Origin of the sequence: Blautia sp. AF17-9LB (genome assembly GCF_003479185.1) — a bacterium.
Lineage (GTDB): Bacteria > Bacillota > Clostridia > Lachnospirales > Lachnospiraceae > Fusicatenibacter > Fusicatenibacter saccharivorans.
Window position 1 is genome coordinate 234,231 of sequence record NZ_QUGU01000001.1, and the last position, 14,643, is coordinate 248,873.

A 14,643-nucleotide genomic window follows, 5' to 3' on the forward strand; every position below is an offset into this window, starting at 1 on the left:
AATCCACCCACGCCCGGAAGCAGTCTCACCAGAGACCTCCAAGTCATGGATGAATTTTTATTTTCTACCAAATATGTAGTTTGTTACATTATTTTTTCAGGCAAGCTCAGCAAATCTTATAAAGATATTTACGAAACTGCCTCTTTTGTAAACGTCTCAATCAACTCTTTGGCATCATCATATCCCTGGCCTTCCAGTTCTTTCTGATACCACTCGTCCACGCCGTCTACGGCCTGTTTGAACGAATCGATGTCCATATCCTCATAATTGGTAATGGCTACACCATTCTCATTCTGCCAGCGGTTCATGATTTCATCATCACCGGCGCGGTTAATCTCACGCTCGTACTGTGTTGCCAGACGACCGCACTCATCGATCACTTCCTGCTGCTCCGGTGTCATACTGTCATAAATGTCTCCGTTAATACAGAAGAACAGACAATCATAAATTGCATTCCACATCGAGCAGTACGGCTGTACTTCCTGTACGCTGGCTGCATCGATAGCAGGAAGTGGATTTTCCTGGCCTTCTACGGTTTTCTGCTGCAGGGCCGTGTAGGTCTCGGACCAGTTCATGTTGGTGGCATCGGCGCCCCAGCGTTTGTAGCACTCCATCAGCAGGTTGCTTCCTGCGACACGGATTTTCAGGTTCTTCATATCATCGACGGTTTTTACTTCCTGCTTGCTGTTGGTCAGCTGACGGAAACCGTTCTCGGCGATTCCCATGCAGTGCAGGCCGTACTCATCAAGGATCTCTTTCAATTTTTCGCCTGCCTCGCCGTCCAGTTTTGCATCCGCATCTTCTACGGAATCAAACAGGAACGGAAGGGATACGACGTTAAATCTCGGATCAAATGCAGAGTAAATCAGGTTGCTGTGCATTGAAATCTGTACCGGATCTCCATCGATCAGTGCCTGGATACCTTCGGACTGGTTTCCGTTGGTCAGCTGGTCTGCGGCATATACGTTGACTTTGATCTTGCCGCCGGTTGCTTTTTCGATCAGCTCACCGAACTTCCGGCCGCCTTCTGCCCAGGTACTGGTTTCTGTCGTGGAGCAGGTGAAGTTCCAGGTCTGCTCCGGCCAGTCGAGATCGCTTCTGTCTTCTACATCGTAGGTGCTTGCAGAAGATGTATCTTTCTTTGTAAAGGCTTCAATCAGATCTTTGGCATCGTCATAGCCCTGGCTTTCCAGTTCGTTCTGATACCAGGCATCTACACCGTCTACCGCCTGTTTAAAGGAATCGATGTCCATATCTTCGTATTTTGTGATCTTGACACCGTTCTCGTTCTGCCAGCGGTTCATGATCTCATCGTCACCGGCACGGTTGATCGCACGTTCGTAATCGACGGCTTTCTGTCCGGCCTCATCGACAACTTTCTGCTGCTCCGGGGTCAGATTGTTATAGATGTCTCCGTTAATGCAGAAGAACAGGCAGTCATAAATTGCATTCCACATGGAGCAGTACGGCTGTACTTCCTGTACGCTGGCTGCATCGATAGCCGGAAGCGGATTCTCCTGGCCTTCTACGGTTTTCTGCTGCAGGGCGGTGTAGGTCTCAGACCAGTTCATGTTGGTCGCATCGGCACCCCAGCGTTTGTAGCACTCCATCAGCAGGTTACTTCCTGCTACACGGATTTTCAGGTTCTTCATATCATCGACGGTTTTTACTTCCTGCTTGCTGTTGGTCAGCTGACGGAAACCGTTCTCGGCGATTCCCATGCAGTGCAGGCCGTACTCATCGAGGATTGCTTTTAATTTTTCGCCTGCCTCGCCGTCCAGTTTGGCATCCGCATCTTCTACGGAATCAAACAGGAACGGAAGAGATACGACGTTAAATCTCGGGTCAAATGCAGAGTAAATCAGGTTGCTGTGCATCGAAATCTGTACCGGATCTCCGTTCATCAGTGCCTGGATTCCCTCGGACTGGTTTCCGTTGGTCAGCTGGTCTGCAGCGTATACATTGACTTTGATCTTGCCGCCGGTTGCTTTTTCCATGAGCTCGCCGAACTTGCGTCCGCCTTCTGCCCAGGTACTGTTCTCGGTGGTGGAGCAGGTAAAGTTCCAGGTCTGCTCTTCCCATCCAAGGTCACTGTAATCAGCGATATCATTGTAATCCTCATTGCCGGAGGAATTTCCTGCTGTGCTGCCATCCGCACCATCGCCACTGGAAGTATCGGAATTCGTTGCTGCAGCTACCGTTCCGGTATAAGCTCCGTCTTTTGCCAGTGCTTTTGGAAGGAACGTGGAAATCTGCGGAACATACGTAATCAGAAGCAGAACTGCTACCGATGCTGCGATCATTGGCATAACGGCTTTGGAAATCTGCTGAATGGTAACTTCCATTCCTTTTTTCAGTTTTACGGAAATGGCGACAAACAGGTTGACACCGACCGGCGGAGTTACCTGTCCGATGGCCAGGTTGACCGTTGCCACGATACCGAATGCTATCAGGTCATAGCCAAGGGCTTTGCAGACCGGAAGCATAATCGGGATGAAAATATACATGGCAGAGTTTGCATCGATAAAGCATCCTGCAATCAGGAAAATGATATTGACAATCAGAAGGAATACAAACTGGTTATGAGCAACGCTTCCAAGAAGATCCGACGCTGCCTGCGCAATACCAAACTTTGTGCAGACAAAGGAGAACAGAGAAGCACTTGCGACGATCAGCATAATTCCACCGGTTGTTTTGGCAGAATCTACCATCAGATCCCACAGGTCTTTCAGTTTGATCTCTTTATAAATAAAGATTCCGACAAACAGACCGTATACAACGGAAACGGCAGCTGCCTCGGTCGGGGTGAAAATACTTCCATAGATACCGCCAAGGATGATGACCGGCATTAAGAATCCCCAGAAAGCATCTTTAAAAGCATCCCATCTTTCTTTGGCTGTTGCTTTTTTCTGGGTCGGCTGAATGTTGTGTTTCTTTGCCTCCAGAAGAACAACGATGACAAGGGCCACACCCATCAGAATACCAGGAACGATACCTGCTGTGAACATATCGGCGATGGATACGCCTGTGATGGATGCATAAACAACGAATGCAATACTCGGCGGTATGACGATCGCAATCGAACTTGACGTCGCCATCAGGGCCGTGGAAAACGGAGCAGAAAATCCGCCTCGCTCAATCATGGCAGGGATCAGAACCATACCAAGTGCTGCTACGGTTGCCGGACCGGAACCGGAAATCGCGCCAAAGAAGCAGGCTACGATAACGCATACGATCGCGATACCGCCCTTTTTATGGCCGACGCAGGTGTCGACGAAACGAATCAGTCGTTTGGAAATGCCCGCTTTTGCCATAATGTTTCCGGACAGTACAAAGAACGGAATGGCAAGGAGCAAAAATTTACTGATACCGGAATACATATTGGTTGCTACGATGGTCAGGGATGTACCGGAGTACAGGATCGCGCAGATCGAAGACAGACCAAGGCAGATGCCAATCGGGATACCAAGGATCAGAAAAACAAAGAATGAAAGAAAAAGAATTGCACTGATCATTTTTTCTGTCCCTCCTCTTTTGCTTTTACGAATGTATCCATCAGATATTCGATCATGTGCAGCGTCATGCAGGCTGCGCCGATCGGTACGAAAGACCAGAAAACCCATTCCGGCCAGTTTAAAACGAACGTTCTCTTTCCGTTGGCAAGCTGGGTCAGTACCTTGTCCATGCCGTATTTAAACAGAACTACGGTAAAGGCAACACTAAATGCTGTGTTGACAACCAGCAGGATTCTTCTCGCCTTCGCAGAAAGACGGTCCGGCAGCAAAGAAAGATTGACCAGTTCTCCGTCACGGGCAGCAAGCGCTGCTGCGAGAAGTGTAATCAGGACAAATACCGCAACGACAAGCTCTTCGGTAAATGACCAGGACTGATGCAGTACCTTACGGGAAAGAACGTTTCCCACCGTAAGCACAACAATCAGGATCGTGGACAGCACGAGAACCAGTTTCTCAACAAACGCCAGTCCATTCATGATTTTTTTGTACACTTTCATATGTTTCCTCCCTTTTCCCGCTGTCAGGTACAATGTTCCAGCAGGATCTATTCTTTGCCAGGCTGTATTACCGGGGTGAATTTGCAGCTGACAAACAAAAAAATCCGCCCCTCAACGAGGGACGGAATTGTTCTTTTCCCGCAACCACCCTTGTCTCTTCTTTGAAACAAGCACGAATACAACGCACAAGCATACGCGGTTTCTGTAACGGGAAACTCCCGTGAAAACCTACTGGAATTCCGGCACATAGTACGATACACGGCCGATTCGTTGGGCTTTCCTTCTCCAAGATGATTTTCAATCCAGATTCGTTGCTGTCTCGCACCTTTCCGGCAGCTCTCTGAAAACGATTTGTCTGCATTTACTTTTTCTTTTCTCAGAATTTGCTTTTACACGACTGGAGCAATTTTAACGCGATTTTTGTTGATTGTCAAGAATTGACTGGAAAAATTTGTCGTTTTTTTGAAAAACCGCATTTTTTTCGGTTTTGGACCTTTTTCTTGCATCTTTTCCATATCTTTTATATAATAATCTGCGGTATCCGAAATATGCAGCCTGATTTTTCATCTCGATCTTCCAACATCAGTCCTGCTTATTCATGAAAGGATGATTTTTATGATAAAAAAACTGATTTCCTTTTTTCAAAAAGATGCAGTGCTTACCGTCTCTTTTTTTCTTGCAGTGCTTTCCTGCTTTTTCTGTCCTCCCGGTCCACAGTATCTTGGCTATCTGGATTTTCATACTCTGATCCTGCTGTTCTGTCTGATGCTGATTGTCGCGGGTCTGCGGGAATGTGGCGTATTTGACTGGCTTGGCACCAGTCTTCTCCGGCATGTAAACTCAGAACGGATGGTTGCTCTGCTTCTGATTTCCCTGTGCTTTTTCTGCAGCATGCTGATTACCAATGATGTCGCTCTGATTACCTTTGTTCCGTTTGGCATTCTGCTTCTGCGAATGTGCCATATGGAGCAGAAAAAAATACTTCTTGTCACCTTTATGACCATGGCTGCAAACCTTGGCAGTATGTTTACTCCTATCGGCAATCCGCAGAACCTTTATCTGTATTCGCTTTCCGGACTTTCCCTTTTGCATTTTCTGCTTATGATGCTGCCTTATACTCTGGGTGCTGCAGTTCTTTTTCTGATCTGCATTTTTCTGTTTTTCTCCGGAAAGAAAATTTCCGTTTCCCTGGAGAAAAAAGCGATTACTCATCCGCGGCAAATCGCAGTTTTTGCAGCTCTTTTTTTCTGCTGTATTCTTACGGTTGCCAAACTTCTCCCGCATAGTATTCTGCTTCTGATCACGATTGCCGGGATCTGCCTGGTGAACCGCAGCCTTTACCGCAGAGCAGACTACTCTCTTTTGTTCACTTTTGTGTTTTTCTTTCTTTTTATTGGAAACATGAAACAAATGGCAGCGCTTCGTATTTATCTGGAACAGATGATTACCGGACACGAACGGCTTCTTTCCGTCCTCACAAGCCAGATCATCAGCAATGTTCCTGCCGCCATGCTGCTTTCCGGATATACAAAAGAAATCCCGGAACTGATTGTAGGAACCAACCTCGGCGGCCTCGGGACTTTAATTGCATCTATGGCAAGCCTGATCTCCTATCGCCAGATTACGGCCGCAGACGCTTCCTGCCGCAAAAAATATATCCTGGTTTTTACTGTTTTCAATCTTGTTTTTCTTGCTATTTTGTATCAGATACGCTAAAATAAAAAGAAGATCCGGCTGTACGGGTCTTTTTTCACGGCATTTTATACCGTCTCATGATTACTGTACTTAGCATTTTATATTGAAAAAGAAAGGGTTTCATTTATGAAGATAGATCTCAGAAACGTTCCGGATGCCGAGGTTTCCGGTATTGATCTTGCAAATATTGACATTACTGTTCCGGCGCCGGAGACAGAACCGCAGCGTCAGTATTACTTTATGGCACTTTTAAAACAGCAGCTCGTACCGGAGCGTGCAAAACAAAACGGAAAAGAGTATCTGACTGCCTGCATCACAACCTTCGGCTGCCAGATGAACGCCCGAGATTCCGAAAAGCTGGAGGGAATTCTGGAAACCGTCGGCTACCACATTGTGGAGACCGAAGATGCCGATTTTGTTGTTTACAACACCTGTACCGTCCGTGAAAACGCAAATCTGCGTGTCTACGGTCGCCTTGGACAGCTTGGCAAGTACAAAAAGAAAAATCCGGGCATGATTATTTCCCTCTGCGGATGCATGATGCAGGAGCCGCTTGTTGTCGAAAAACTCAAAAAAAGCTACCATTTCGTCAACCTGATTTTCGGAACGCATAATATCTACCGCTTTGCCGAGTATCTTGTCCGCTGCATGACAGAGGACCGCATGGTGATCGATATCTGGAAAGATACCGACAAAATCGTGGAAAATCTCCCGGTTGACCGCAAATATCCGTTCAAGTCGGGTGTTAATATTATGTTCGGCTGCAATAACTTCTGCAGCTACTGTATCGTACCGTATGTGCGCGGCCGCGAACGCAGCCGGAAGCCGGAGGAAATCATCGCAGAGATCAAACGCCTCGTTGCAGACGGCGTTGTTGAAATCATGCTGCTTGGTCAGAATGTCAATTCCTACGGAAAGAATCTCGAGGAGCCGATGACGTTTGCACAGCTTCTGCGCAAGGCAAATCAGATTGAAGGGCTGAAACGCATCCGTTTCATGACCTCACATCCGAAGGATCTCTCGGAAGAACTGATCGATGCAATGCGCGACTGCGAGAAGGTCTGCCTCCATCTTCATCTTCCGCTCCAGTCCGGAAGCAGCCGTATCTTAAAACTGATGAACCGCCGTTATACCAAAGAGCAGTATCTTGACCTGGTAGACCGAATCCGCGCAAAAGTGCCGGATATTTCTCTGACAACAGATATTATCGTTGGTTTCCCTGGTGAGACCGAAGAAGATTTTCTGGAAACACTGGATGTGGTCCGCCGCGTTCGTTACGACAGCGCGTTTACCTTCCAGTATTCCAGAAGAACCGGAACACCGGCAGCTGCCATGGAAGACCAGATCCCGGCGGATGTTGTAAAAGACCGTTTTGACCGTCTTCTTGCCGAGGTCCAGGAAATTTCCCGCGAGGTAACCGCAAGACATCTTCATACCGTACAGGAAGTTCTGGTGGAAAGTATCAATGAGCAGGACGCTTCTCTTGTCACCGGCCGTATGAGCAACAATACGCTGGTTCATTTCCCGGGAGATGCTTCGATGATCGGAACGCTGCAGAACGTTTCCCTGGACGAATGCCGCGGCTTCTACTATATGGGAACGCTTGTTTAACCAAAAGACCCTGCCCGCACAGTTTTTCAGTCTTTGAAAAGACTATGTTACAAAGCTGTGCAGGCAGGGTTTTTACATATAACTTCTCCTTTTATCCTCTCACATCTGGAGTTTTCCCGGAGAGCCGCCTCTGATAAAAAAAGTAGGTAATCATAAGCATAACTCCAGCTCCGACCCATGCGGAAATTTCTGCGAATGCCACTCCGCGGAACGCAAGGCGCGGTTCTAAAAGCAGCACAACCATGACGCGCATGGCAACCTCCACAATCCCGGACACCATCGGCAGAACTGTTTTTCCCATTCCCTGGCAGGCGTTTCGGAAGACAAACAGCCCGCCAAGGGCGAACAGGGCAACTCCGGTAACCGGCAGAAAGATACAGGTATAGGAAATGACTGTCGCATCATTCAGCATCAGGGATGCCAGAAACTTCGGGCAGAAAATTTCCAGTGCTGCAAAAGGAAGATTGACAAGGACAGAAAGCACGACACCTGCCCTGACTCCCTGTTTGATCCGGTCGTATTTTCCGGCTCCATAATTTTGTCCTGTAAAAGTCAGAAGTGCAAGTCCAAGTGTTATACCCGGCTGCTCGAACAGACCGCACACCTTCATACATGCAGCATAAGCCGCGACATAAGCCGTTCCCATCTGATTGACAAAAACCTGAAGGACCATACCGCCCACCGCAGTTACAGAATTCATCACAGCTACCGGCAGGCCTTTTCCAACGAGTGCGCCAAGAAGTACACCATCTGCCCTCCAGTCTGTTTTCCGCGGAAGCAGTTCTGCGGCGCGCCGGATATATACCAGACAGTAAAGGGCAGAAACCACCTGCGCCAGAACCGTTGCAAGCGCCGCTCCAAACACGCCCATGCCAAACGGAAATACAAATAGAAGATCCAGCACAATATTGACCACCGACGAAACGATCATAGAAGCCAGCGGCACTTTACTGTTTCCGACGGACCGGAGCAGCGTCATGGCAAAGTTATTAAAAATGGTAACGGTACTGCCCGCCAGAATGGTTCCAAAATAAACCAGAGTGTCTGTCATCATATCCTCCGGTGTCTGGAGAAAGACAAACAGACGGCGCATCCAAAACAGACTGCCCACCGTAATTACAATTCCAATGGCAAGGCAGATATAAACCGACATCGCAATTTCTTTCCGCAGTTTTTCGATATCATTCGCTCCAAAGGAGTGGGAAATACAGATCCCAAGTCCTCCGGTAAGCCCCATGGCAAAGCCGAGAATCAAAAAATGTACCGAACTGGTATTTCCAACCGCTGCCAGGGCCACATCTCCGATCCCCTTTCCAACGACCATGGAATCCACAAAGCTGTAAAGCTGCTGAAAAAGATTTCCGATCAGAATCGGCAGGAAAAACTGAAAAATCAGCTTCATGCTGTTGCCCTGCGTCATATCATTTGTTGTTTTTTGCATGATGATAATCTTGTAACCTTTCCTTTCTTCATTCCTTCTTGCAAATCATATAAAATCACTATATACTAAAAGAAGTTTGTTTCCATCCACAGTCAGTATGGAACATCCACTACGAACGAAAAGTGAGACATCTATGAATAACTTATATGAATATATCGACCCCATCGCCTCTCCTTATGAGGCTTTTCTTTTTGACAGCACGCGGGACTCCCTTCCGATTCCTGCTCACTGGCACTATTATGTAGAACTTCTCTACGTTCTGAAAGGAGAAATTGAGGTTTCCCTTGATAATGTGACATCCATCGGAACGGAAGGATCCGTGATCCTTTTTCCGCCCAAATGCGTTCATTCCATCGCGCTTGCAAAAGGGTCTGTTCCGGTGCAGTATGATGTGATTAAATTTGACCCCAATCTTCTGCCCACCTGCAAGACGGATGAGCTGGATCTGCGTTCGATTCTGCACGGCCTCCACACGTTCCGCTGCCCCTGTATTTTTTCTCCGGAGCAGGTACGGAAAATGGACCTTTTTCCTCTTTTTTCGGATATTCTTAAGGAATACCGGGATAAAGAGCTTGGCTATTCCATGATTCTTACAGCGGATCTTCGGAAAATCATCAGCCGTTTTGTACGGAATTGGCAGAAAAGCGGGACTTCTTTTCCGTCTCCCGGCGTGCATCCTTCCTACGAAATCAGTTTTGACCTGATTTCCGAATACATTGATTCCCATTATTTTGAAGAACTGACCGTAGAGAAACTTGCCGCCATGTGCAACATGTCGCACTCCACATTTTCCATGAATTTTTACCGCCGCTACAATATGACCTGCAAAGAATATATTACGGCAACCAGAATCAATGCGGCAGAAAACATGCTGCTTTTTTCCAGTCACGATGTTTCTTTTATTGCCAGAGAAGTCGGCTATCCGGACTGCAGCTATTTCATCCGGTGTTATAAAAAAATAAAAGGAATCACACCGAAACAGGCCAGAAAAATGCAGGCAGAAAAAAATAAATAACGTTATTTTGCAGAAAAGGGCACGCATTCATTTTGCGTGCCCTTTTTCCATGCCTTATCGTTCTGCTGTCTCGTATACGCTTCGTACGCGGTATGCGCCCGATACGCCGGTTCCCTTGGCGGTAAAGTCTGCGGTCGGCAGAATACGGAAGGTCTTTGTTCCTGCTTCCATATCAACGAAGTTATCGTCCAGGCGAAGCACACCGTTTTCGGTCTCTACGCTGACAGATTTTGCGAAGTTCTCTGCCGTTACAGTTACGGTATCGCCGTCTACCGATACAGAAAGTTTCGGATCTGCGAAATGGTAATGCTTCGGTGCACAGAACAGCGTCGATCCGGAAGATACGACGTTTCCATCGACAACCAGCTCATACGTCAGATGAACTTCCAGCGGATCCTGACCGTTGAAATCAAGATGCGGCATCCACTGTCCGCCGTAGGCCGGTGCGTTGACCTCGAAGGTTCCCTCTTTGACTACGGAAGAATCCGGACGGCGCAGAGACCATTTTACGGTTCCAACAATCGGCTCACCCGTCTCATTCGCAACGTGAAGGTCTGCACTGACATCGATTGGATGCGGCAGGGTGTTGACAAACGGTTTCTGATCGATCTCTCCATGCTCCTCACAGGAAAGCAGAATCGGTGCGAACATCTTCTTCTCTGCGTACTGCAGGGCTTTCCAGTTTCCGTAGTAATCGACGCTTGCCCAGGATGCTACCGGCCAGATATCGTTCAGCTGCCATACAACAGCACCCATGCAGGTACCACGGAAGCGGCGGAAATGCTCTACGCCGTAACGGATGGCATCTGCCTGAAGAAGCTGTGAGCAGTAAAGAAGCTCATCGAAATTCTTCGGATACAGATAGGTCTGTGAGATATAGTTCAGGATCTTTCCGTTGGCAGCCGTATTTCTCTGGTGCATTTCCATGACGCGTGAGAAGATGTTGCGGTCGCCGTCTTCCGTAAACCGTTTTACAGTCTGCAGGGACGGGAAGGACTGGAATCCGAACTCGGACAGGAAACGGTAATGGTGGGAACGATAAGCGGTAAACGGCTCGCTTCCGTGCCATACGCCCCAGTAATGGGTATCGCCGACATTTTCCGCATTGCTGTTTTCGTAATTTCCACCTGAAGACGGGGATGACGGCCAGTAGAATTTCTCCGGATCCTCTTCTTTGACGATTTTCGGAATGATGTACTCATACAGATGGATATAATCGTAATACTGTTTCTTGGATTTCGGCCATGCCAGCATTTCATACTGTGTCTCCATCTCATTGTTTCCGCACCACAGAGCAATGCTTGCATGAGAACGAAGTCTGCGTACATTCTGACGGATTTCTGTGGAGATATTCTCCTCAAAATGATCTGACAGCTCATAGGAAGCGCAGGCAAACATGAAGTCATGCCAGATCAGAAGTCCTCTCTCATCGCAGACATCATAGAAGAAGTCATCGAGGAAGTATCCGCCGCCCCATATACGCAGGGAATTGAAGTTTGCTTCCTGTGCAGATTTTAACAGCAGATCGGTACGTTCTCTCGTCTGGCGGGTTAAAATATTATCCTCCGGAATGTAATCCGCGCCCATCGCGAAAATCTGCAGTCCGTTGATTTCATATGCAAAGTTGCGGCCTTTTACCGTCTTTGCTGCTTTATCGGTGATAATTACTTTCTTCTCACCGTTTGTCATAACCATGTTGTCGCCGTCGTCGTAATCTGGTGCCTGTCCGGTCATGTGCTCATCATAAACTTCATCTTCCATCGGATCGGTATTGACCGTGATGGTGCGAAGACCCATTTTTTTCTCCCAGGTATCCAGGGTATCCTCTGCAACAAGCGCTACCTTTACCTGATACAGTGCCTGTGCGCCGTAACCGTTCGGCCACCACAGCTCCGGATTTTCTACGGTAAGAGAAGCCTGTACATGGTTGCTGCGAAGCTCACACGTAAGACCAGTCAGATTCTTTGCCGGTGCTGAATGGGTCAGCGGATCGATGCTGCCGCTTTCTGCGGTCAGAACGGTTTTTCCATCCGGAGAAGTAACCGTCATGACAATTTTTACATTTCCGTTGGTAACTCCCGGCATCCACTCGATCTCAGCATCTGCCGTCAGGCGAACAGAATCAACAACGTTTCCGTGAACCGTTTTTCCGGTTACGTGATGCTCCTGGCCTACAAATACCTGCGCCAGACGGGCTGTTTTTACTGCGAGAACGGAAGCTTCACGGAACAGTCCTGCATCTGGAAGACGCGGGCCCCAGTCCCAGCCGTACATGCACGCTGCTTTACGGATATGCGGGAATCCCGGCATTGCATCGGAGGATCCGCCAACCGGGCATTTTGTATCTTCTTCCGCAATGAATTTGGTCGGGGAATGCAGAATCACTTTTACCTGATATACGGTATCGGCTGCATCACCTGCAACAAGATCGGTAATATCGTACTCCCAGACACGGTTCATGTTGTCTGCGGAGCCGATTTTCTCTCCGTTCAAATAAACATCCGCGATCGTATCAATTCCGTCGAAATGTAAAAACAGGCGGTCCGCTTTTCTGTCTTCCTCTCCGATCACGATTTCTGTCTCGTATGCGAAATCGTTCTCCATCAGTTTCAGTGCGTCGAGTTCATTGTCACGATAAAACGGATCCGGGATCAGACCTTTTTCCAGAAGTGTGCCGTAAACGGTAGACGGAACCTTTGTCTCAATTGGAGTCTCCGGAATATCGTAAACATTTTTTCCAAGGACCGTTAAGGTCCAGTTGTCTTTCAGACATATTGTATGCATTACAGTATGTCCCCCTTTCTTACATAGTTTCTGCTTCTTCGCGTAGTTTCACCACGCTTTTTCCTTCTTCCTATCTTACTTCTTTTGTACAGAAAATGGTACAAAAAAGCTCTTGAAAAATAGGAAAAATCTCCAAATGCACAAAAATTTTCGCAAAAACAGGAAAACAGTGAGACAAATTCTCAATCATCACTTTGACAGATTTGGAAAATGTGATAGAATAAAAACGTTGGCATCCCATTTAAAAATGTCGACATTATTTTTCGAAAAGAAAGATGAGGAAAAAACTATGATACCAGAAAGATTAGCTGCTCTCCGCGAAAAAATGAGAGCATACGGCGTGGACGCTTATCTGGTTCCGACCGCCGATTATCATGAATCCGAATATGTAGGAACTTACTTTAAAGCAAGAACGTATATTACCGGTTTTACCGGTTCTGCCGGAACTGCTGTGATTACGCAGGACGAAGCGTGCCTCTGGACCGATGGCCGCTACTTCGTACAGGCAGCCAAAGAACTTGCCGGAACCGGCGTTACCTTAATGAAAATGGGCCAGGAAGGCGTTCCGACGGTAGAGGAATACCTGGCGGCAAATACAAAAGAGGGCATGACCATTGGTTTTGACGGCCGCGTTGTCAATGAAATGCTCGGCGAAGCACTGGAGAAAACACTTCCGGAGCGTTTTCTTTCCTATCGAAGCGACCTGATCGGTGAGATCTGGTCGGACCGCCCGGCACTTTCCGCAGAACCCGTGTGGATCCTTGATGCAAAATATACCGGTGAATCCGCTGCGGAGCGTCTTGCAAAAGTACGCGAAAAGATGAAAGAGAACGGTGCCGAAGTGCATATTCTGACTGCACTGGATGATATCGCCTGGATGCTGAATATCCGTGGAAACGATATTCCATGCAACCCGGTTGTTCTCTCCTATCTCGTACTGACAGAAACCGAGAGTCATCTGTTCATTCAGGAAGAAACCTTAAATGAGAAAGTAAAACAGTATCTTGCTGATCTTGGCATTTCCCTTCATCCATACGATGCTGTTTATGATTTTGTTTCCGGCATCACAGGAAAAACCATTCTTCTGGAAAAAGCCAAAGTCAACTACACGATCTGCCAGAGTGTCATGGGCAGCAATACGATTGTCAATGTCATGAACCCGGCTTCTTCTTTAAAAGCAGTCAAAACACCGGTTGAGATGGAAAACATCCGAAAAGCCCACATCAAAGACGGCGTTGCCGTTACCCGTTTCGTATACTGGTTAAAGAAGAATATCGGTAAGATCCCAATGGATGAGGTTTCCGTTGCTGAAAAACTGGAATCCTTCCGGAAGGAGCAGGAAGGCTTTATTGAGCCAAGTTTCGGAACGATTTCCGCTTACGGCCCGAATGCTGCTATGTGCCATTATCAGGCAACGAAAGACAATTTCTCTGTTCTGCAGCCAAAAGGCATGTACCTAGTGGACTCCGGCGGACAGTATTATGAGGGAACGACCGATATTACCAGAACAATCGTAGTTGGACCGCTGACCGAGGAAGAAAAAGAACATTTCACCATCACTGCGATGGGAACCCTTCGTCTTGGAAATGCAAAATTCCTCCACGGCTGCATCGGTATCAACCTTGATTACCTTGCAAGACAGGCATTCTGGGAGAGAGGTCTTGACTTCAATCACGGAACCGGCCACGGTGTCGGTTATCTTTTAAATGTACATGAGCGTCCAAACGGTTTCCGCTGGAAAATGGTTCCGGAGCGGATGGAAAACGCCGTTCTTGAGGAGGGCATGCTTACTTCCGATGAACCGGGTATCTATATCGAAGGAAGCCACGGCATCCGTACTGAGAACCTGATGCTCTGCCGCAAAGCAGAAAAGAACATGTACGGCCAGTTCATGTGCTTTGAGTTCGTTACCATGGTTCCGATCGATCTTGACGGTATTGACACACAGTATATGACCGAAAAAGATGTGGAACTGCTGAACAACTACCACAAAGAAGTATATGAAAAGATTTCTCCTTATCTAGAAGGAGACGAAAAAGAGTGGCTGAAAGAAGCCACCCGCCCGATTTCCAAATAAGATGCAAA

8 protein-coding genes and 1 other annotated feature are annotated in these 14,643 nt (G+C 47.6%); of the genes, 4 read left to right on the top strand and 4 right to left on the bottom strand.

Features of this window, described 5'->3' with window-relative positions:
- Positions 1 to 128: 128 nt before the first annotated feature.
- Positions 129 to 3,515, bottom strand: a complete 3,387-nt coding sequence (locus DWX00_RS01105; RefSeq protein WP_118594486.1) for a TRAP transporter large permease subunit — start codon at positions 3,513 to 3,515, stop codon at positions 129 to 131.
- Complete coding sequence (locus DWX00_RS01110; RefSeq protein WP_118594487.1) at positions 3,512 to 4,012, bottom strand: TRAP transporter small permease; 501 nt, start codon at positions 4,010 to 4,012, stop codon at positions 3,512 to 3,514. Before DWX00_RS01110 ends, DWX00_RS01105 begins: the two co-directional genes overlap by 4 nt.
- 114 nt (positions 4,013 to 4,126) lie before the next feature.
- Positions 4,127 to 4,399, bottom strand: a binding site (T-box leader).
- 228 nt (positions 4,400 to 4,627) lie between these two features.
- Here DWX00_RS01110 and DWX00_RS01115 point away from each other — a divergent pair.
- Entirely contained in the window at positions 4,628 to 5,728 is a 1,101-nt protein-coding gene (locus DWX00_RS01115; RefSeq protein ID WP_118594488.1) for an SLC13 family permease, read from the top strand.
- A gap of 105 nt (positions 5,729 to 5,833) precedes the next feature.
- Entirely contained in the window at positions 5,834 to 7,318 is a 1,485-nt protein-coding gene (miaB, locus tag DWX00_RS01120) for a tRNA (N6-isopentenyl adenosine(37)-C2)-methylthiotransferase MiaB (RefSeq protein WP_118594489.1), read from the top strand.
- Between the two features lie 91 nt (positions 7,319 to 7,409).
- On the opposite strand, the gene DWX00_RS01125 is transcribed toward miaB, so the two are convergent.
- Positions 7,410 to 8,759, bottom strand: a complete 1,350-nt coding sequence (locus tag DWX00_RS01125; protein WP_117805371.1) for an MATE family efflux transporter — start codon at positions 8,757 to 8,759, stop codon at positions 7,410 to 7,412.
- Positions 8,760 to 8,892: 133 nt separating this feature from the next.
- Between DWX00_RS01125 and DWX00_RS01130 the strand changes: the two genes are divergently transcribed.
- The gene (locus DWX00_RS01130; RefSeq protein ID WP_158565949.1) at positions 8,893 to 9,774 is read left to right on the top strand and encodes an AraC family transcriptional regulator; all 882 of its coding nucleotides are present in this window, start codon (positions 8,893 to 8,895) and stop codon (positions 9,772 to 9,774) included.
- 54 nt (positions 9,775 to 9,828) lie between these two features.
- On the opposite strand, the gene DWX00_RS01135 is transcribed toward DWX00_RS01130, so the two are convergent.
- Positions 9,829 to 12,558 carry a beta-mannosidase gene (locus DWX00_RS01135; protein WP_118594490.1) on the bottom strand — a complete coding sequence of 910 codons (2,730 nt, stop codon included), beginning with the start codon at positions 12,556 to 12,558 and terminating at the stop codon, positions 9,829 to 9,831.
- Between the two features lie 289 nt (positions 12,559 to 12,847).
- On the opposite strand from DWX00_RS01135, the gene DWX00_RS01140 reads away from it, so the two are divergent.
- A complete protein-coding gene (locus DWX00_RS01140) occupies positions 12,848 to 14,635 on the top strand; it encodes an aminopeptidase P family protein (RefSeq protein WP_117805378.1) in 1,788 nt (595 codons plus the stop codon).
- Positions 14,636 to 14,643: the final 8 nt, after the last annotated feature.